Consider the following 19,637-nt stretch of genomic DNA (forward strand, 5'->3'; position numbering starts at 1 on the left):
CGGCCCTGGCCGCGCTGTCCGTCCCGAGATCCAGGACCCGAACGTCGTCCGGGTCGGGTGGAACACCGAGGCCCTGACCGCCGACCAAATCGACCTGGGCTCGGTGCGCTGGACTCTCGACGCGATCGGCGGCGACCTGTCCGGCAGCGCCGCGCCCGGCGAACACACCGTGTTCCAGAGCGGCCCGGTCGGCGAGCCGCTGCCCCGCGTCTTCGACACCGCCCTGCCCCTGCCCCAGCAGCACCCGCCGGCGCCGGGCACGCACGCCCACGCCAACTGGGCGTTCGGCGCCGAAGGCGCCTACCGGATCACCGTCGAGGTCGCCGCCACCCTCACCGACAGCGACGTGTTCACCATCGCCAACGGGGCCTGCGCGCCTTCCAGCACTCCACCGACGACCTCCACCGACACCGGCCCCACCACCACCGCCCCGGTTCCGACTGCGTCACCGGCGGCCTGGGCGCGGCCGTCCTGCTCGCCGCCCTGCTGACCACGGCGGCTGACCGGTCCAGCGCAGGTCACCGCGACGGGGTGCTCATCTCGGCCACGGTGTGCGCCCGGAGGTCGGGACGCGCCCCATTGGCGACCTGCGCGGTGACGGCGCGGACGTGGTCCTGGGCCGGTTCGGCCAGCCCGTCGTACACCGCGAGGAACACCTCGCGGGCCCGGGCGCGCGGCCAGTCGGGCGGCAGCAGCCCGGCGGGGAGCCGGGGGTCGAGCGTGGGGAAGCGGCGGTAGGTGTCCATGACCTCGGTGCGGGCCCGCACCGAGGCCGCGCCGGTCACCCCGCCCGCCCGGAGGCGGGGGAGCAGCGGGTCCCAGCGCGCGACGAAGGCCCGGTACTCCCGCGCGATGGCCGCGAGGTCCCAGGCTTCGACCGGGTCGCGGGCGACGTCCGACTCGAACCGCAGGTGACGCGCGCGGAACGTGGTCAGGGCGCCGGAGGTCGCCGCGACCAGCTCGGCGTGCGCCTGCTCGGTCATCGGGTGGGGCGAGACCCAGACCCCGTCGTAGAGCGGCGCGTACCCGCGCCACCTCAACTGCGCCCGCAGCGAGCTCCGCTGGGTGTTCTCCTCCTTCGGCATGGTGAAGACGACGACCGTCCACGAGCCGTCCCAGTCGTCGGGCTCGGTGGCGAAGGCGGCGATGGACGCGCCGCCGGCCGACAGGTTGGCGATCGCGGGTCCGGTCAGGCGGTAGGAGCTGGACCGCCCCTGCCGGCTGCCCTCCAGCACGCCTCGGCGGGCCAGCCTGCTGACGGCGGTGCGCGCGGCGCCGGTGGTCACGCCGAACTCGCCCAGCAGGGCCACGATCGCCGCCGTCGGCAACCAGGCCCGCGTGCGGATGGTGTAGTCGGCGATCAGGGTCACCGCCAGGCCCTGCGGCGAGCTGCCGCTCTGCCTGCGCGGCAGCCGGACCGGGCCGGCGTCGAGGTCGGAGAAGATCTCCTCCACGGTGAACGGGCTTACCACGCCGTGCTCCTGTCGCAGGTCCGCGCTGGTTCGACTGCCTGTTGAGACCATTCGTTGACACTTCCTGATGCCGGAGCCAAACTAACTGACACATGTGAACGGGGCCGTGAGGCTGTCCACCTCTCCTGGTCGGAGGTACCACACGTGTTACACCGTGGAAGCGCTTTCCCAGTGCTGCTCGGGAAGTTCCGGCACCTCCGCTCCGGGCGACCGACGAGGTTCGGCGCTGCCCTCGTCGTGGCCGCGGTCGTGCTCGGGTCGTTCGCCATCGCGAGCGGGAGCCGCCCCGCGCTGGGCGCCGCGGACAACCCCTACCAGCGCGGCCCGGACCCGACCCCGGCGAGCGTGTCCGCCAACCGGGGCACGTTCGCCACCGCGCAGGTCTCCGTGCCGGCCGGGAACGGCTTCGGCGGCGGGGTCGTCTACCACCCCACCGACACCACCCAGGGCCGGTTCGGCGCGATCGCGGTCGTGCCCGGCTACACGGCCACGTGGGCCGCCGAGGGCGCCTGGATGGGGCACTGGCTGGCGTCGTTCGGGTTCGTCGTCATCGGGATCGACACCAACAACCGCGACGACTGGGACACCGCGCGGGGCGCCCAGCTGCTGGCGGCGTTGGACTACCTGACCCAGCGCAGCGCGGTGCGGGACCGGGTGGACCCCGCGCGGACGGCCGTGATGGGGCACTCCATGGGTGGCGGCGGGGCGGCGAACGCGTCCCTCCAGCGGCCTTCGCTGAAGGCGTCGATCGGGTTGGCCCCGGCCAGCTTCTCGCAGAACCTGACGACCACCCGGGTGCCGACCATGCTCCTGTCCGGGCAGAACGACGGCACGATCACCCCGGCGAGCGTGCTGAACCTCTACAACGGCATCCCGTCCACCGTCGAGAAGGCGTACCTGGAGCTGGCCGGCGCCGGTCACGGCTTCCCCACCTCGAACAACGCGACGATGATGCGCAACGTCATCCCGTGGTTCAAGGTCTTCGTCGACAGCGACACCCGTTACACGCAGTTCCTGTGCCCGCTGTCGAACTGGAACGGCATCAGGACGTACCAGAGCACGTGCCCGCTCGTGCCCTCGCCGGTGCCGACGGACCCGACCACGACCACCACGACGACTACGACCACGACGACGACCACCACCACCACCACGACCCCGCAGCCGGACGGCGCGTGCAGCGCGACCTACCGCACCACCAACTCGTGGTCCGGCGGCTACCAGGGCGAGGTCACGGTGACCGCGGGCGACTCGGCGATCAGCGGCTGGACCGCCCGGTGGGCGCTGGCCGGCGGCCAGACCGTCAGCCAGGTCTGGAACGGCGCGCTCTCGGTCAGCGGGTCGACCGCGTCGGTGCGCAACGCCCCGTACAACGGCGCGCTCGCCGCCCGCGCCTCCACCACGTTCGGCTTCATCGGCGGCGGCGCACCGCCCACGTCCTCCTTCTCCTGCGGCAGCCCGTGATCGTCGGGCTCAGGCGGGCGCGCTCGACTGGCTCTTCTTCAGCTCGTTGAGCGCGCGCCAGAAGGCGTCGAATAGGTCGCGCAGCTGCACCAGCCAGGTCAGCGCGCTGGACAGCGCCTTGCCGAGGGCCTTGAGCAGACTGGCCACGATGCGCACCACCTGGGCGATCTTGCTGGTGGCCTGCGCGACGACCAGCGGCGCCGCGGCGCCGAGGGTGCAGGCCAGCTCGATCGCCCAGCTGACCAGCGCGCCCGCCAGCGTGGCCAGCAGGTCCCGGATGGCCACGCGGATGCCGCCGACCACCTCGGCCATCGCCAGGGTGATGCCCGCGATGCCGTGCGCACCGCCCGCGGCGCCCTTGGCGATGCCGGCGATCGCGTCCGCCTTGCGCAGGTAGCCGTCGGCGGCGTCGCCGGTCCAGGAGGTCACCCCGGTGCGCGCGGTCTGCTGGAACTCCTCGCCGAGCTTCAGCACCTCCTGCTCGATGTTGGTCCACGTCTGGGCGTAGCCCTTGACCATGTCCGGGTTGCCGGTCACCGCGTGCAGCGCGGCCCGCGCGGGCTCGACGTGCTCCAGCATCCAGGAGAACAGCTGCCCGGCGACGTAGGCGATCGGGTCGACGGCGGCGCTGACCACGTCCAGGGTCGCCGCCGCCACGCCGGAGATGATCAGGCCCAGGTCGTTCTGGTCGACGCCCTGGGCGATGGTCCAGCCCGCTTCGAACGCGGTGATGCCGGTCATGAAGCCCGTGCCCTGCTCGGCGTCGGGCGCGCCCATGTTCTCCAGCGGGTTGGCGTCCTGCAGGTAGTTGTTCCGCAGGTCGGACCGCTGGTCGACCAGGGGGTTGGTGCTGGTGTCGTCCACGTCGACCATCAGTTGCCCCCTCCGACCCGTGGCGCCGCCGACACGGCGTCCAGCGACCGGGCCAGTGCCTGCACCACTGCTGTGATCCTCTCCTCGGCCTCGCGGTAGACCTTCGCGGTCTCACCGAGGTCCGTCACCAACTGGCGCATGTTCTCCGCGGTGGCCTGGAGGGTGTCCACGCCGCGTTGCTGCGGTTCCTCGAGCAAGTCGGCGAACGGCCGGCACAGCAGTCCGTAGGCGTCGTCGAGGCTCGTGACGTGCTGCCCGGCGGCCGAGGCCGTGTCCGCGCGCGAGGCGAGCCCGTCCAGCGCGGCGGCCTGGGCGGCCAGCTCCCCGGAGTCGACGGTGAACCCGTCTGCCATGGTTCTTCCCCTCTCAGCGCAGGAACGACCGGTCTTCCCAGCCGTCGTCGGGACCGTCGTCGCCCGGCGACCGCCGCGGTGGCGCCGGAGGTGGCGGCGGTGGTGGCGGCGCGTCGTCCTCGACCTGGCCGATGCGCATCTCCCGGTGCACCTCCTGGCCCGCGCCCGGCTCCACGACCGCGTCGGGGAACCGCTGCTCGTACTGCGCGACGAGGTTGCGCGCGGGCTGGTCGTCCGCCGGCACGGTCGCCGCGACGAGCTCCTGCACCTGTTGCCGCAGCCTGGCCTGCGCGTTGCGCATCGCGGCCATGATCTGGGCCGAGAGGGCGCCCGGCTCGGCGCCGCGGGCGCGATCGGTCAGCGTGATGTCGGTGGGGACGCCGTTGCTGTCCACGGTGACCCGGGCCGAGCCGTCGGGCGAGGTCGCGCCGGCGGTCGTCGCGTTCATCCGCTGCTGCAGCTCGACGTACCGCTGCGCCCGCTGCTCCAGGCCGGCGGCCCACTTGTCCAAGTCCTCCGCCGCTCTGGCGGGATCGGGGTTGATCACGGGAGCCCTTTCCGGTCGTGTCGTGGCGCGAGGACGCGATCGGCCCGCACGCTAGTGCGTTCGACGACGCCTTCGTGGGCCTTTTGTCGATTTCGTCCGCCCATCCGGGTTCATCCGCCACCCGATCGGCGCAGCCGGCGGCTCATCCTGGCCGTGATCAGGTCCCGCACCAGGAGGGCGTCGTGCACCGGGACCATCCACTCGCCGGAGGCCGTCCGCAGCAGCACCGCCGGGCCGGGTGGGGCGTGGAGCACCGTGCCGTCCGGGAGCTGGAGCCACGTCAGGGGCGAGGGGCTTGGCGGCAGCGTGATCGGGACCACGTCGCGCAGGTGGTCGAGGGGCACGGAGTGCTCGGCCCGCGGGCCCGCGCCCCGGCCCCGGTGCAGCCGGGCCGACCAGGTGATCCGGTCGGTCCCGACGTCGAGCCGCGCCGAGGCCAGGTCCGACTTGGCGAGCGCGAACCGCACGGCGACGGCCAGCGTGAGGCCGGTGGCGCCCAGTTCCGGCACCACCGGCGTCATCAGGGCCCGGTTCGCCCGCTGGGCGGTCACGCAGGACGCGGCGGCGCACGTCCACGCCACGACGAACAGCACGCCGACGACCGCCGCCGCGCCGCCCGAGGCCGAGAACGCCAACCCGGAGCCGGGGATGACGCCGAGCAGCACCTGGCCGCCCGCGACGAGGAATGCCGTCGGCAGCCACGACGGCGGCTCGGCCAACCCGCGCGACCGCAACCGCAGCACCCCGCCCAGTGCCACCGCGGCGGCGGCCAGAGCCGGCAACGCCGCCCACCACGCCCCGGCGACCACGGCGAACACCGCGCAGATGGCCACCACCGCCGACGGCAGGACCACCGCCGACCAGCGCAGCAGCCCGGTCGTCCGCACCCACCGCGGCTGCAGCGCGGCCGCCGCTCTGGGGTCGGCCACACCCGGGATCGCGGTCGGGAACACGGTCACGCTCCCCGGTCCGGCGTCGACCGCCGGTCGGTCCGGCGCGGTCCGGTTCGGCGAGCTGGTCGAAGGCGCATGGGACTCCCGTCCACGTCGTGCGGCCCACCGCGGTCGCCGGTGGGGATGTGGGTCAGGTTGCCCGACGGCCGGCGGCGACGACGCCCGAACCGCCGAAACGGGACGAGCGGAACACGGCCGTGCGACGAGCCGCCTCGCGTAACGGATCGGCCTGACCCGTCGATATCGGGGACAACGCTGTCACCGCTCCGGCGACCGCGCGGTGTGCCGGGAAGTCCGGTCGGCGATGTCGGGCAAACTCGTCGTCACCGGAGCCACCATTGAGACGTCCCTCCCTCGTCCACGTCGTCCTCGCCGTGCACGTCACCTGCGCCGCGGCGAACCTGCTCCTCGCCGTCGTCTGGTCCAGCCGGGCGCTCGCCGTCGTCGGCGTCGCCTGGGCCTTCATCGCCTCCGTGCTGCACGCGCACCGGGCGGACCCGCCGGAGGTGCTGTCGAGCACATCGCGGTCCGCCTGAAGCGTTGGCGTTGGCGTTGGCGGGGACGGCCGGTGCTCGGGCACGGTCACCGGCGGCGTCACCCGCGGTGACGCGAGAGGTGTGCCGGGCCTGGTCGCCCACGGCATGGACCCGACCCCGTGCGGCACGCCCCGGACGGAACTGCTCGCGCCGGAAGCGCCCTACCTGTTCATCCCCGACCTGCCCGCCAACGTGTCCTTCGCGGACCTCAGCGACTACATCTGCGAGGTCGCCTGCTCGGAGTGGAGGAGGACGAAGGGTGAGCGTCCGGGGGGGCAAAGGTCACAATAGCTTCAGTGATGACCGAAGTCAGCTCTGGCGCGGGTGACTGTCGGCTTCGCGCGGAGCGCCGGACAAGGATCGGTGGCAGCTATAGGATTCCGGTCGTGGAGGACGACGTCCGCGAGGATTCGCTGAGCCTTTTCGGAGAGGTGCTGCGCTGGCGGCTGGTCGGCGACCGGTGGCACGCCGTCCACCGGTCCCTGGACGACCTGGCGACGGCGCTGGCGCGAGGTGACTCCGACGCCTTCCGGGAGGTGCTGTGTGAACTGGAGCTGGCCGGCCCGGTGCGCGTCGTTCCTGTCGAGGGCGCGTCGGACCTCCCCGTCCCGGAGCGGGTCCGGGAGCGGATCAACCAGCTGGTCCACGCGTTGGAAGACGTCGACCGGATCGACCGGCGGCCCGAGGGCACCGAGGACACCACCACCGCGCGTTGAGGCCCTTGTCGTCCACCTGTTCGTCGCCGCCGACGGCCCGCACCGCGCCGCGGACGTCGAGTGGCTGCGGAAGACGTGGCAGGCGTGCGGGAACGTGCTCGGCATGACCGAACCGGTGGCGGGCATCGCCCTCGACCCCGGAGCGGGCTGGGACGGTGGCGCCGGTCGGTCGGCGAGGCTGCTGGCGGCGCGGTCGCGGCCGGGTGGCGGGGTGCACCAGGCGGTGCTGCGCCGCGAGCACGACGTGTTCTGCCTGTCGGTGGTGCTGGAGCCGGAGCCCGCCGAGGGCGTCGGCTGGGGTGTGCTGGACGACCGGTGGTCGGCGGTGGCGCCCGAGCCGTCGCCGGGGCTGCTCGGTGTGGCGCGGCTGTTCCTGGGCCGCACGGCGGACCCGGTGGTGTCGCCGGAGGCCGTTCGGACCGGTGTCCCCGCCGCTCCGGGCGCGCCGGTCGCCTGGGGGGAGCGCGGGATCACCGCGCCCGGGGGGTTCGCGGTCTGGGAGGCGTCGGCGTCGGCCGACACCCGGCTGGAACGGCGGCTGGTCGTGCTGGCGGCGGAGGACCGGGACGCCGAGTTGAGCGCGTGGACGTGGATCGGGGCCGGGCTGGAGCTGCCGCCGCTGGCGAAGTACCTGCTGCACGCGGCGAAGTTGCGCTACCAGCTGCGCGTCTGGGAGGCCGCCCGTGGTTTCCGGGACCTGCGCGGCGAGGCCGACGCGACCATCCGGGAGCTGCTGGCGGCGGTGCGGCCCGAGGCCGGGTCGGGTCGGGCGGACCTGGTGGCGGCGGCGCGTGAGCTGACCTCCCTGCAGGCGCGGGAGCTGGGTCTGATCGACCAGGCGACCCGGCTCCGCGAGATGTGCCGCACGGTCGACATCGCGACCGCCAACCTGGCGGCCCTCGCCGGCGACGGGCTCGGCGGGCCGTTCGCCGACGACCGCGAACTGGCCCGGTGGTTCGCCCACCAGCTCGACGACGACGCGACCTACCTGGAAGCGGTGTTGCAGCGGGCCACCCAGGTGGGCGCGTTGATGGACCAGCTCGTGCAGCGCGGCAGGCAGCAGCGCCAGGAGAGCATCAACCTCGGGCTGACGGGGTTCGTCGGGGCGATCCTGATGAGCCTGGCCGCGATCCAGTCGCTCCAGTACAGCGTGCCGCTGCCCACGCCGGTCAAACCGGCCGTCGTCGCCGTGCTGGGCGGGTTGGCGCTCCTCGTGTCGGTGGTGGTGCTGCGGATCGTCGTGCCGGACCGGCGCTGGTCGCTGGCCCTCGTCCACGCCGGGGTCGGCCTGGTGGGCGGGACGCTGGGGTGGGTCGTGGCGGCGGCGTTCGCCGTCGGCGGGGGCTGGACCTGGGCCGCCGCCGGGCTCGGCCTGGTGCTGGGGAGCGGGACGGCCGCGCTGGTGACCAGGTTCAGGCGCTGATCCCGTCGGGTCAGCGCCCGTAGTAGACGAAACCGGCCCAGTGGTACGGGTGGGAGTGGCGGCGGGTCGTGCGCATCCACCACTGCGCCCTCCGCAGGGACTCGGCGGGCGGGAGGCCCGATCGCCAGTGCTCGTAGAAGCGTTCGACCAGCAGCGCGGCGCTGCGGTCGTTGACCGGCCACAGGGTGCCGATCACCCCGGCGACGCCGCAGGACATCAGCATGGCGGGGAAGCCGAGCGCTTCGTCGACCCACGAGTCCGAGAACGCCGAGTCGCACGCGGACAGGATCGCGAGCCTGAGGTGGTCCAACCGCTTGCGGGCGAGGTCCCGGACGGCCAGCCGGTGCCCGCCGCTCAGCAGCATGGCGCTGTCGGCGAGCACCGAGAGGTTCAGGACGCCGTGGCAGGCGAGGTGGAGCGCGGTGTAGTCGGGGATCAGGCGGAAGATCTCGGCCGGGGTCGCCGCGGCTCCGGTGAGGAGCAGGGACCGGGGGTGGGTCGTCGCCGCGCGCAGCTCCGGCAGGGTCCACGGCAATCGCGCGCCCTCGGGGTCGCCGACGGCCAGGACCGCGTCCGGCGCGGTGTCGACCGGGTCCGCCGCGACGACGGACGCGGTCGGCGCGTAGGTGATCAGGCAGCTGTCCGACCAGTGGACGCGCTCACCGTCCGCGCCGGTGGTCCAGGCCGCGTGCCACGGCATGTGCGAGGTGATTCCCACCGGGACGAGGACGATGGCCTCGACGTCGGGCAGCGCCGCGGCGAGTCGTGACACCGCGACGTCCCAGAGCCACCGGGTGGTCGAGTCCAGTCGGTCCGCGTGGCGGCGGGCGTCGACGACCCGTCCCGATTCGGCGGTCAGGTACTCGTGCAGGTGCTGGTGGAACGAGTCCGCGTCGAGGTCCGGCAGCGCCAGGGCGCGGACGCCGTCGGGGCGCGCTATGAAGGCGAAGCCACCGCTGGGCGCGGTGATCAGGTAGACGATCGGGGAGGCCGCCGCTTTGGCGTGCACTTCGCGGATGCCCGGCCTGCGGAGGAAGCTCGCGAGACCGGGTAATCGGCGGACCTCCTCGCTCAGGGACGCTACCTCGGCCCGGACGGCGAGCAGCGCCGACGCGGTGGCCGTGACGGAGTCGGGGGACCGGGTCAGGACGGCCTGCAGCTCGGTCGAGCGCTCCCGCGCGGCCAGCCACTCGCCGTGCAGGGCGGGGTCGAGGTCCGAGAGGAGGGCGAGGTCGGCCGAGTCCCGGTCCATCACGTCGTCGAGCCACAGGCAGCGCGACTCCTCCAGCGCGGCCACGGCCGCGACGCCGTCGCCCACCATCCCGCACGCGTAGGCCATGCGCTCCGCGTAGTCGCGCATCTGCTCGACCACCGCGCGCCGTTCCGCCGCGGTGTGCTGGTCCCGGTACCACTGGTCCAGCAACGAGCCGGCGTGCTCAAAGGCCTCGACCACCTCCGGCCAGTCCCCGCGCCGTTCCGCCCAATGCGCCCACGCGTCGACGCACCGCCACGTCGCCTCGGTGGCCCCCACACCGCGCGCGGTCGCGCGGGCGCGTCGGTAGACCTCCTTCGCGCGGGCCAGGTCCGGGTCTGATCCCGTCCGGTCGGCTCGGGCCGCGAGCGCGCGGGCCAGGTTGGAGGTGCGCACCAGGCCGGACCAGGCGAACCCCGCGGACTCGTCGGTCGTGGACTCGTGCAGCCGGACGGCGCGGTCCAGGTCGGTGGTCGCCCCGGTCGCCTCGTAGCGCGACAGGAGGCAGGTCGCGAGGCTGACCACGTGTCCCGGCTTGATCGGGCTCGTGTCCGGTTCCTCCGCCAGCAGGTGTTCGAGGTGGCCGATCGCCGCGTCCAGGTCGGCCGGTTCGTCGCGGAGGATGGCGCGGAGCGCCAACGACAGCGCGAGGTTGTTCCGCGCGCCGTAGCGGGTCGTGGCCCAACCGCGCTCGGAGTCGATCAGCTCTTGGAGGACGTCGACGGACTCGTCCAGGGCCTCCTCGTCGTTGGTCGCCTCGCAGAGCTGCCGCAGGACGTTCCCGAGGGCGCTGACCCTCCTCGGCCACGGGGACTCGGACCGCCCGGTGGCGGCGACGCTGCGCCGGTGGAGGTCGACCGCCGCCCGCAGGAACGCCAGGACGCCGGTGAACGCGTAGCTGTCGCTCATGGCCCGGCCGAGGTTGTGCCGGGCGCGGGCGGTTTCGCCGGGGTGGTCCGCCGCGGCGTCGACCACCAGCGTGAGGACTTCCCGCGCCTGCGAGAGGTCTTTCGGGTCGGCGCCGCGCTGGGCGCGATCCCTCAGCCCGGTGCCCAGGCCGGTCGCCGCCACCCTCCACTCCGGCGAAGCCGGGTCGAGCTCGTCGGCCAGGGAGCGGCAGATGTCGATCCTGCGCTCCAGGTCCGCGAGTTCGCCCCAGCCCGAGTACCGGTCGTCGAGGACTCCCGACAGGTTGAGCAGCGCGCGCACGGCCACGCTCCGCGTCCGGCCGGTCGCGGCGGCGCGTTCGAAGCATTCCACCGCTCGGTCGACGTCCGCCAACAGGGCGTTCCGCTGGTAGCGGTCGTGGTGGGCGTTGCCGATCGCGAAGTGGGTGTCGGCCTGGCCGTCGGGGTCGGCGGTCAGGAACGGGGTCGAGGCGGCGACGCCCGGGTACAGCTCCACGAGGGCGTCGCGCCGGCTCGTGCCGGGCGCCCACGCCGAGTCGACCAGTCCGACGCAGGCGGGCGGGAACGACGAGTGGGGGAACGCCACCTCGAAGTCCACCTCGGCCGCCGCCGCTGCCGCTCCGACCTCGGCGCAGCGGACGAGCAACCGCCGGATGTCGCGGAGGCGACCGCCGACGGCCTTGTTGTTGTCCCGGAGGATCGAGTCGATCGTGGTGAGGCTGCGGGTCAGCCCGGCTCCGGTGTGCAGGTCGGCGTGGTCGGTCAGGAACGCCGTCAGCGCGGTGCGGTCGTGGTTGCCGAGCAGCCGGAGCAGGTTCGTGGTCCACGCGTCCGCCTCGTGGGGGAGGGAGACCACCGCGGCGTGGTCCACGAGCAGCATCGTGTGCCGCATCAGCGGAATCGCTCGCCTTTGTTCGGCGGTGCCCCGTCGTTCGAGTTCGGCGAGGATCGCCCCGGCGAAGTCCCGCATCGCCTCGCTCAACAGCCAGAGGTGCTGCAGCAGGTAGTCCCTGACCTCGATCCAGGTGGACGCGAAGCGCAGCCCGGCCAGGTGGCGGAGCAGCTCGTCGACCTCCACCTCGCGCTGCTGCCCGTCCACCGCCACGGGGTCGAGCATGCCAGACCCGTCCGTCGCGGTAGGCGGACTTGTAGTCGGCGCGCCGGTTCCAGGTGCCCTGGCCCAGTTCGTGGGTGGCGTTGAGCCACGGGCGGGCGGCCCAGTGGTCCAGGGCGCGGGGCTTGGTGGCCGCCGAGGAGACGGTGAGGACGGCGCCGAGGAAGTCCTTGAGCGTGGCGCGGGCGCGGAGCGGTGCTCGCACCAGTGGCCGAAGCGGCGCAGCACCGCGGCCGGCTCGACGCCTGCCGGACCGACCTCGTCCCACGGGATGGTGATGTCGTGCAGCAGCACCTGCCTCGCGGCGCGACAGCAGCCCGTACCCGCCGCCGACGATGTGCCCGCCCGCCCCGACGGTGGCGCACGACCCGCCGGGGAGGGTGGCGCCCCACCGGCGGTGCAGCTCGAGGTGGACGTCCCACAGGCCCTGCCCGGGGCCGACGGCGACGCAACCGGTCACCGGGTCGTGCTCCACCGCGCGCAGCAGGCCGAGGTCGACCACGGCGCGGACCGAGGAGTTGAACACGTGGTCCTCGTAGCAGTGGCCGCCGCTGCGCACGGTGAAGCGCCGCCCCTCGCCGACCAGCCCCCGCACGCAGGCCGCGACCTCGCCGGCGTCGCGGGGGAGGTGCACCTCGTCCGGGGTCCCGACCCAGCGCAGGTCGCTGCCCTGCACCAGGTCCGGGTAGCGCACGTCATGCCTGTCGACCCCGTGCACGGTCATCTGCTCCGCTCAGGTGGTCGTCAGGCCGGCGTGGTCGGCGGCGTCGGTGCGTCGGGGGTGCTGATCGGGCGGCGCTGGTGCTGGTGCTGGTGGTCGGGGAACATGCTGATGAAGTACTCGCTCCAGCCGCCCATGCGGACGCGCAGCAGGTCGTACTGCTCGGGGTCGCGGCGCGCGGCGGTCATGGTGGCGGGGTCGGCGCAGGTGATGGTCAGCAGGTTGGAGCCGGTGCCGCGGGCGAACTCCTCGACGACCTCGACCAGGGCGCCGTGGGGGAAGTCCTCGCGGATGTTGAAGTCGGTGGGCGCGGCGTCCCACAACGCCTCCGCGCCGTCGCCGGTGAAGCCGCGCAGTGAGGCGAGGATGCCCTTCTCCTGGTGGTCGACGGGCAGGTCGGCCGGGCTGGGCACGGGGCTGAGGTCGGAGGTCAGGGTCTCACCGCGCCGCCGCCCCTCGGGGGAGGCCCCGGTGGCCGCGCCGAACTCCAGGTAGTTCTCGAAGGTGCCCACGCCGGGCTGGAGCTGGACGCCGAAGGGGTGCTCCGGGGTGCCGATGCGCTCGGCCAGCTCGACCATCGTGCGGGCGGTGGGGGGAGCGGGTCGGGTGAGGACGGAGACGACGGTGTCGGAGACGCGGCGCAGGAACCGGTTGCCGAAGTCGTCGACGTCCTTGTCGCCCCGGCCGTAGCGGGGCAGCTTCAGCGCGGCCTTGCGAAGGTCCCGGAACCGCTCGGCGTGGGCGGCGATGCGGCCGGCACCCACCGTCGAGTTGGTGAAGGGCTCGGCCATCGACTCGCCCCAGTCGCACATCAGCGCCTCGACCAGCTCGGGCAGCGAGGTGGCGGCGGTGGTGGGTTCGTAGACCAGGTGGTTGATGGCCAGCAGCGAGTTGATGGCGTTCGGCAGGGCGATCAGTCCGGGCGCGATCACGTTGTAGCGGGCGCCGCCCGCGTAGTAGTCCAGCCCGGTCTCGATGCAATCGTCGATGAAGCAGGACAGCAGCGGTGACGGGCACACGTCGCTCATCTGCCCGAACGCCGCCAGCTGGCCGTCGACCTGCTTGGCGTACATCCAGCGCACGTGCTGGAAGTACAGCTCCAGCAGCTGTTCGAAAGAGGTGATCTCGGCGGGCTTGGGCGAGGTGAACGACACCTTCTGCCCCCGGAAGTACATCGGCCCGGCGGTGAGCCAGGACTTGCCCTGGTTGAGGGTGGCCTCCAGCACGTGCAGCATGTTGACCTGGCCGAGGGTGAACCAGTTCTTGCCGACGAACTGGGGTTCGTAGCACCCGTCGCAGGCGTAGTCGCGGGCCACGTCCAGGGGCACCTCGCTGCGCCAGAGCCCCCCGGCCTTCTCCCGCACGGGCGTGAACTCGGTGCGGTCGTCGCCGTCGCCGATGCCCTCGCCGCTGCGCACCAGCCCGGGGATGATCTTGGCGTCGTTGAGCAGGATGGGGTGCGCGCCGCCGCTGAGCAGCGCGCGGGCGGCTTCCTCGGCGTACTCGCGGGGCATGTCCGGTCGCACGCGCAGCGACAGGCAGGGCGCGTTGAGCGGCAACCGGCGGGCCGCGAGCAGGCAGAGCATCGTCGTGTCGTTGTAGGCGGGCGTGCCCTCGCCGGGCGCGCCGTCGGCCAGCGTCCCGCCGACGGTGACCTGCTGGACCCACTGGTTGTTGGCGCCGCCCTGCGGGTAGTTGCCGCTGAAGCCGCCCATGGCCATGTTGCCGAAGGGCTGGTGGTCCTCGACGAACGTCCGGTTCCACAGGACCTTCTCGCCGAGCTTGACCCACAGGCAGTCGATCACCTCCTGCGCCTGCTCGTCGGTGATCAGCCCGAGCCCGCGGTCGTTGGCGCGGAAGGGCTCCAGCATCTGGTCGAGGCGGCCGATGGCGGTCGGCTCGCCCACCAGGTGCAGGCAGGAGTGCAGGGTGAAGATCAGCTGCGCGGCTTCGAGGAGCGTGTCGGGCGGCTGGTGGGCCAGCTTGCGCATCCGGCCGTGGATGGCCAGCAGGTTCTCCAGCTCGGCCCGCTGGGACGGCCGGGTGTCGTGGGCGAGCTGGGCGGCCAGGTCGGCGAAGGCCAGGCAGTGGTCGCTGACGCCCTCCAGGGCCAGCACGACCGCGCGGTAGAACTGCCGCTTGCCCTCGTCGTCGGTGCTGTCGAGCTTGGCCGTCACCTCGGAGATCAGCCCGTCCAGGCCCTTGTCCAGCAGGCGCTGGTGGTCCGGGACGACGTGCCCGACGCCGGAGGCCGCGCTGAGGCCGCGGAAGAAGTTCTGCAGCTGCTCGTCCTCGCGGGTGTAGTCGATGACGTGCTTGCCCTGGCCGAGACCGAGGTTGGGCATCCCGCCGACGATCAGCTCGGCCGGGTCGATGTGGTAGGTGTCGGCGCCGTTGACGGTCCGGCCGTTCTCGTGCCGCCGGCCGCGGAACCCGTAGTCGTGGCTCGCGAACACCCGGCCCAGGCCGATCTTGATGGTCCAGCCCATGCGCTCCACCACCGGCAGGGCCATCACCCTCCGGGCCTGCTCGACCCCGGCGTACCGCTCGACGTAGGCCGACAGGTGCTCCAGCTCCTGCTGGGCGCGGTCGAAGTACCAGCCGTCCTGCCACCGGGAGAACGTGCTCTCCAGCAGCCGCAGCACCCGGCCCGAGGGCGGCCGGCAGTGCTCCCGCTGGTCGGCGGGGAGCGTGGACATGCGGTGCAGGTAGTCGTGGTGGTTGTAGTACATGTAGCCGTTGGTCGAGCGCCGGTCGAAGTGCCGGTCCAACCTCTCCCAGTCCACGCCCGGGAACGCCTCCCACGACCGCGTCAGGTCCGGCACCGGCGTGGGGTCCAGCCGCAGGTTGAGCTGGCTCGGGATGAAGTAGAACCCGCCGAGGTCCGACCGCACGTTGGACAGCAGCCGGTCGGCCATGAACCCGTCGGTCCGCCCGATCTGCTGGTCCATGATCTTCTCCAGCGTCGCGACCGAGTTGGCGAAACCGGCGAAGTAGATGCCCCGCTCGTCACGGCGGCTGGCGCCCTTGGCCAGCATGTCCTCGTCGTCGAGGGCGGCCGAGCTGCCGTAGGGCAGGCTCAGCCGCAGCAGCGGGGTGGTGTCGCCCGCCTCGTCCTGCGCGCGCGAGCGGCTGAGGTGGCTGCGGTCGTCGCGGGACGGGATGATGATGTCGTCCGCGGTGCGCCCGACCAGGTCCTCGATCTGGTCGGGGTTCATGTTCAGCAGGTTCGACCAGTTGATGGTGAAGCGCTGCGCCAGCACGAACGACGCGCCGAGGTACCCGGGGTCGTCCAAGCCGACCAGGGTGTGCTTCTGGAAGCTGACCGGGCTGGTCGGGTTGTTCAGGTTCTCGGAGAAGCGGCAGCCCACGACCTTGCCGCCCCGCTTGTCGTCGCGCACCGACTTGGTGGCGGCCTGCTGGTGCGCGGTCCTGGAGGTATCGACGCGGCCGGTGCGGGCCAGTTCCCCGCTGAGCAGTTCGAACACCGCGGGGCAGTGCCCCTCCTCGTCGGACTTGATGTGGAACCACAGGTCCCCGCCGGAGTCCACGAAGGTGCCGTTCGAGCGCTCGAACACCTTCGACGGGGCGAACCCCGCGTCCGCTCCCCGCTCGCCGGAGGGGAAGCGCATCCGCATCCCCCTGGGCGGCTCCACCCCCTCTTCACGGCACCACTCCTGCCACAGGCGGAACCCGACCCCGGTGACGACGGTGGTGTTGGAGCTGCCGAAGTTCGCGTGGATCTCCTCCCGCAACCTCGCCAGGATCTCGGACACCTGGGCCAGCGTGGGCGCCAGGTCGTCCGCGGCGCGCCAGAAGGTCGCGAACACCGCGTACGGGGACGGGTAGATCAGGCCACGCTGCACGTGTTCCCACACGTCGTGCCCGACAGGACCGTCGGCGGCGGCGAACAGGTCCGGCACCTCCGGGGCGTCCGGGTCGGTCGGTGTCCCGGTGTGCGACTCCTGCAGCGTCAAGGGTCTTCCTCCAGTGCCCGGATCGACACCGCGTCGACCACCGGTCGATGCTCGCAGGGGCGGCCTGCCGCGTGCGCCTGCCACAACGCGCATGACTCGACAGGGGAATCTCTTGGCACCATAGGGGAATGCGGAGGACTCGACGTGGCCGCAGTGGCTACGGGGCGTGCTCGACGTTCGCTCTTCGGGTGTCGCGAATGCACCTGCGGGTGCGGCCGCCTTGGTCTTGGATGGCCCGTTGGAGGTCTTGGAGCCGGCGGCCGCACCACCTTCGGCGCCGGCTCACGGGGTGACGATCTCCAGGACCACCTGGCCGTACAGGGCGGACAGGGCGCCGAGGCCCAGGTTGCACAGCAGGATGTTCTGGCTGGGGTAGACGATGGTGTGCACGAACGTCGCTCCCGCGAACACGCCCGACGTGACCGTGCCGGTGGTGACGACGGTCAGGGCCACGCCGCTCAGGCTCGACACGTTGTTCCCGGACAGGACGGACGTCTGACCGGTGTTCCAGGTGATCGGGATGGTGATCGCGTTCGCGCCGAGCAGGCTCAGGCAGGTCGCGCCCGAGGAGGTGCCGGTGGCGGTCGAGTGGCCCGAGGTGATGTCCGGGTGCGTGGCCGAGACGCACGGGCCGTACTGCCGGGACACCGTGAGCCCCACGGTCTGCGGGGAGTTGGTCGCGGGCGGGTCGAACAGCAGGCTCGCGCTGCTGGGCGGGGTGCACGTGAGGTCGAGACCGGCGGCGGTGGCCGTGCCGGGCGTGACGAGCGCGACGAGCACCAGCAACGCGGCGAGGGCGGAGGCGACTCGGGACATGCGAGATTCCCCTTTCCGAACACATTTCCGCAGAAATGCGGATTCGATGGCGTCGGCATTGTTCTATCGCGCACCGAAAAGATCTGTTACGCGGGACGGGCGGGTCGCTCGACCCCGCCGGCCCGGGGTCGGATGACGCCGAGTGGCCACAGCGGGTGCGGGGCGTGCTCGACGTTCGCTCTTCGGGTGCCGCGAACGCACCTGCGGGTGTGGCCGCCTTGGTCTTGGATGGCCGGTCCGGCCACCCCGGTCACGAGGACGGGCCGGGCGAGCGCGGCAGCGACCGCGCCGGAGCGCCGGCCCCCGGCGAGGCGGCCCAGGACGCGAGCAGCCGCAGCGCCTCCTCGGACGGGGAACCGGGTTCCGCGGCGTAGACGGTGAGGGTCAACCCCGGCTCGGCCGCCATCTCCAGGCCCTCGTAGGCGAGGGTGAGCTCGCCGACGACGGGGTGGTGGAAGGTCTTGGAGCCGGTGCCGTGGTGGCGCACGTCGTGGGCGCCCCACCGGCGGCGGAACTCGTCGCTGCGGGTGGACAGCTCGCCGACCAGGTCGTGGAGGTCCCTGTCGTGCGGGTTGCGCCCGGCCTCGGTGCGCAGGATGGCGACGCACGTGTCGGCGAAGAGGTCCCAGTCCGGGTGGAACCGGTGGGACGCGGGGTCCAGGAACTGGAACCGCGCCAGGTTCGGCGGCTGCTGGGGGAGCGCGTGCAGCGGGGAGTGGAAGGCCCGCGCGAGGGCGTTGGAGGCCAGCAGGTCCATGCGGCCGTTGCGGACGAACGCCGGACCGGCGGTGATCGCGTCCAGGGTCCACTGCAGGCTGGGGTGCGGCGCCCAGTGCCGGGTCCTGCTCCGGCGCGGGCGCACCAGGGCGCTCGTGCCGTCGGCGGCCCGCGCCAGGTCGAACAGGTGGGCGCGTTCCGCCTCGTCGAGCCGGAGGGCGCGCGCGACGGCGTCCAGCACCCCCGCCGAGACCCCGGCGAGCGCACCGCGTTCCAGCTTCGAGTAGTACTCGACGCTCACCCCGGCCAGCACCGCGACCTCGGTGCGGCGCAGACCGGGCACGCGGCGGTTGCCGCCGGAGGGCAGGCCGGCCTGGTGTGGGGTGACCCTGGCCCGCCGCGAGACGAGGAACTCGCGAACTTCGGAGCGGTTGTCCACCCCACCACGGTAGGTCCCGCGCCGCGCGCGAGGGGTGCCCTGCCGGTACACCCTTCAGCGGGGACTCCCTCGTGGTGGGCGGGAGTGGTGTCCTGGACACCGAGGTGATCGGGCGGTCGCCACCGGTCACACCATCGGGTCACGTTTCGCCGCGGCACGGGGTCCACCCGGGTCAGGCGGGCACCCACGGAGAAGATCGAGGAGAACCACCATGCTCAGCGCTGTCCTGCACGCCCCCGGCGACGTCCGGGTCGAACAGCGCGAGGACCCGCGCGTCCTCGCGCCGACCGACGTGGTGCTCCGCCTGTCCGCGACCTGCGTCTGCGGGTCGGACCTGTGGCCGTACCGGGGCGTCGAGGAGGTCGGCGGCCCGACGCCGATGGGCCACGAGTACGTCGGCGTGGTCGAGGAGGTCGGCGGCGAGGTCCGGGACCTGCGACCGGGGCAGTTCGTGGTCGGCTCGTTCTTCGCCTCGGACAACACCTGCGAGGTCTGCCGCGCCGGCTACCAGTCCTCGTGCCTGCACCGCGTGCCCATGGGCGGCATCGGCTCCCAGGCCCAGTACCTGCGCGTCCCGCTGGCCGACGGCACCCTGGTCGCCACCCCGGAGCTGCCCGACGACGACCTGGTCCCGTCGCTGCTGGCGGCTTCCGACGTGCTGGGCACCGGCTGGTTCGCCGCCGTGGCCGCCGAGGTCAGTCCCGGCAAGACCGTCGCCGTGGTCGGTGACGGCGCGGTCGGCCTGCTGGGCGTGCTGGCGGCCAAGCAGCTGGGCGCGGAGCGGATCATCGCCATGAGCCGCCACGAGTCCCGCCAGAAGCTCGCTTCGGAGTACGGGGCCACCGACATCGTCACCGAGCGCGGCGACGAGGGCGTGGCCCGGGTCAAGGACCTGACCGACGGGCTGGGCGCGCACTCGGTCATCGAGGCGGTCGGTACCCAGGAGTCGATGATGCAGGCCATCCGCTCCACCCGCCCCGGCGGGCACGTCGGCTACGTCGGCGTCACCCACGACGTCGCGCTGCCGGGCATGGACCTGTTCTTCTCCCACGTCCACCTGCACGGCGGCCCGGCCCCCGTCCGCCGCTTCCTGCCCGAGCTGATCGACCTCATCCAGAACCGGGCGATCGACCCCGGCAAGGTTTTCGACCTCACCCTCCCGCTGGAGCAGGCCGCCGAGGGCTACCGGGCGATGGACGAACGCCGCGCCATCAAGACCCTGCTGCGCCCGTGACAACCGTGCCCTGGCGGTTCACCGGCGACGGCCTAGCGTCGACCGCAAATGATTTCCGCCGGTGAGACCGCTGCGGCTCTCCATTCGAAGGAATTCGCGAAGAAATCGTCGAACGAATTCCACCC

The 19,637-nt window shown here is 72.8% G+C and carries 14 protein-coding genes and 2 pseudogenes; 6 read left to right on the top strand and 10 right to left on the bottom strand.

The features are described from left to right. Nucleotides 1-28 precede the first annotated feature (28 nt). Entirely contained in the window at nucleotides 29-490 is a 462-nt protein-coding gene (locus AB0F89_RS22865; RefSeq protein WP_367138977.1) for a choice-of-anchor M domain-containing protein, read from the top strand. A gap of 28 nt (nucleotides 491-518) precedes the next feature. Here the strand turns inward: AB0F89_RS22865 and AB0F89_RS22870 are convergent, their stop codons facing one another. Next, complete coding sequence (locus tag AB0F89_RS22870) at nucleotides 519-1,472, bottom strand: PaaX family transcriptional regulator C-terminal domain-containing protein (protein ID WP_367127591.1); 954 nt, start codon at nucleotides 1,470-1,472, stop codon at nucleotides 519-521. A 171-nt stretch (nucleotides 1,473-1,643) separates the two neighbouring features. Between AB0F89_RS22870 and AB0F89_RS22875 the strand changes: the two genes are divergently transcribed. Next, a complete protein-coding gene (locus tag AB0F89_RS22875; RefSeq protein WP_367127592.1) occupies nucleotides 1,644-2,933 on the top strand; it encodes a cellulose binding domain-containing protein in 1,290 nt (429 codons plus the stop codon). Nucleotides 2,934-2,942: 9 nt separating this feature from the next. On the opposite strand, the gene AB0F89_RS22880 is transcribed toward AB0F89_RS22875, so the two are convergent. From AB0F89_RS22880 to AB0F89_RS22895, 4 genes are all read right to left on the bottom strand, one after another. Continuing rightward, a complete protein-coding gene (locus tag AB0F89_RS22880; RefSeq protein ID WP_367127593.1) occupies nucleotides 2,943-3,806 on the bottom strand; it encodes a hypothetical protein in 864 nt (287 codons plus the stop codon). Further along, a complete protein-coding gene (locus tag AB0F89_RS22885) occupies nucleotides 3,806-4,159 on the bottom strand; it encodes a type VII secretion target (RefSeq protein WP_367127594.1) in 354 nt (117 codons plus the stop codon). The genes AB0F89_RS22880 and AB0F89_RS22885 overlap by 1 nt, the downstream gene beginning before the upstream one ends. Before the next feature lie 13 nt (nucleotides 4,160-4,172). Next, nucleotides 4,173-4,706 (bottom strand): YbaB/EbfC family nucleoid-associated protein, encoded by a 534-nt coding sequence (locus tag AB0F89_RS22890; protein WP_367127595.1) that lies wholly within the window; start codon nucleotides 4,704-4,706, stop codon nucleotides 4,173-4,175. A 110-nt stretch (nucleotides 4,707-4,816) separates the two neighbouring features. Then, entirely contained in the window at nucleotides 4,817-5,659 is an 843-nt protein-coding gene (locus AB0F89_RS22895; RefSeq protein ID WP_367127596.1) for a hypothetical protein, read from the bottom strand. Nucleotides 5,660-5,997: 338 nt separating this feature from the next. Between AB0F89_RS22895 and AB0F89_RS22900 the strand changes: the two genes are divergently transcribed. The 3 genes and pseudogenes from AB0F89_RS22900 to AB0F89_RS22910 all read left to right on the top strand — a co-directional run. Beyond that, on the top strand, nucleotides 5,998-6,195 hold the full coding sequence (locus AB0F89_RS22900) for a hypothetical protein (RefSeq protein WP_367127597.1): 198 nt from the start codon (nucleotides 5,998-6,000) through the stop codon (nucleotides 6,193-6,195). 386 nt (nucleotides 6,196-6,581) lie between these two features. Then, nucleotides 6,582-6,911, top strand: coding sequence for a CATRA system-associated protein (locus AB0F89_RS22905; RefSeq protein WP_367127598.1), 330 nt, complete (start codon nucleotides 6,582-6,584; stop codon nucleotides 6,909-6,911). A 10-nt stretch (nucleotides 6,912-6,921) separates the two neighbouring features. Further along, nucleotides 6,922-8,334: pseudogene (locus AB0F89_RS22910) on the top strand (CATRA conflict system CASPASE/TPR repeat-associated protein); the annotation flags it as partial. Nucleotides 8,335-8,344: 10 nt separating this feature from the next. Here AB0F89_RS22910 and AB0F89_RS22915 read toward each other — a convergent pair. The 5 genes and pseudogenes from AB0F89_RS22915 to AB0F89_RS22935 form a co-directional block, all read right to left on the bottom strand. After that, nucleotides 8,345-11,611, bottom strand: a complete 3,267-nt coding sequence (locus tag AB0F89_RS22915; RefSeq protein WP_367127599.1) for a CHAT domain-containing protein — start codon at nucleotides 11,609-11,611, stop codon at nucleotides 8,345-8,347. 307 nt (nucleotides 11,612-11,918) lie between these two features. After that, nucleotides 11,919-12,332 (bottom strand): annotated as a pseudogene (locus AB0F89_RS22920) (FAD-binding protein); the annotation flags it as partial. A gap of 20 nt (nucleotides 12,333-12,352) precedes the next feature. Next, on the bottom strand, nucleotides 12,353-16,306 hold the full coding sequence (locus tag AB0F89_RS22925) for a Dyp-type peroxidase (protein WP_367127600.1): 3,954 nt from the start codon (nucleotides 16,304-16,306) through the stop codon (nucleotides 12,353-12,355). Nucleotides 16,307-16,588: 282 nt separating this feature from the next. Next, nucleotides 16,589-17,122, bottom strand: coding sequence for a hypothetical protein (locus AB0F89_RS22930; protein WP_367127601.1), 534 nt, complete (start codon nucleotides 17,120-17,122; stop codon nucleotides 16,589-16,591). A gap of 250 nt (nucleotides 17,123-17,372) precedes the next feature. Continuing rightward, complete coding sequence (locus tag AB0F89_RS22935) at nucleotides 17,373-18,278, bottom strand: helix-turn-helix transcriptional regulator (protein ID WP_367127603.1); 906 nt, start codon at nucleotides 18,276-18,278, stop codon at nucleotides 17,373-17,375. Nucleotides 18,279-18,489: 211 nt separating this feature from the next. Here AB0F89_RS22935 and AB0F89_RS22940 point away from each other — a divergent pair, with 211 nt between their 5' ends. Next, nucleotides 18,490-19,512, top strand: coding sequence for a zinc-dependent alcohol dehydrogenase family protein (locus AB0F89_RS22940; protein WP_367127604.1), 1,023 nt, complete (start codon nucleotides 18,490-18,492; stop codon nucleotides 19,510-19,512). The last annotated feature ends 125 nt before the right edge of the window (nucleotides 19,513-19,637 follow it).

Origin of the sequence: Saccharothrix sp. HUAS TT1 (genome assembly GCF_040744945.1) — a bacterium.
Taxonomy (GTDB): Bacteria; Actinomycetota; Actinomycetes; order Mycobacteriales; family Pseudonocardiaceae; genus Actinosynnema.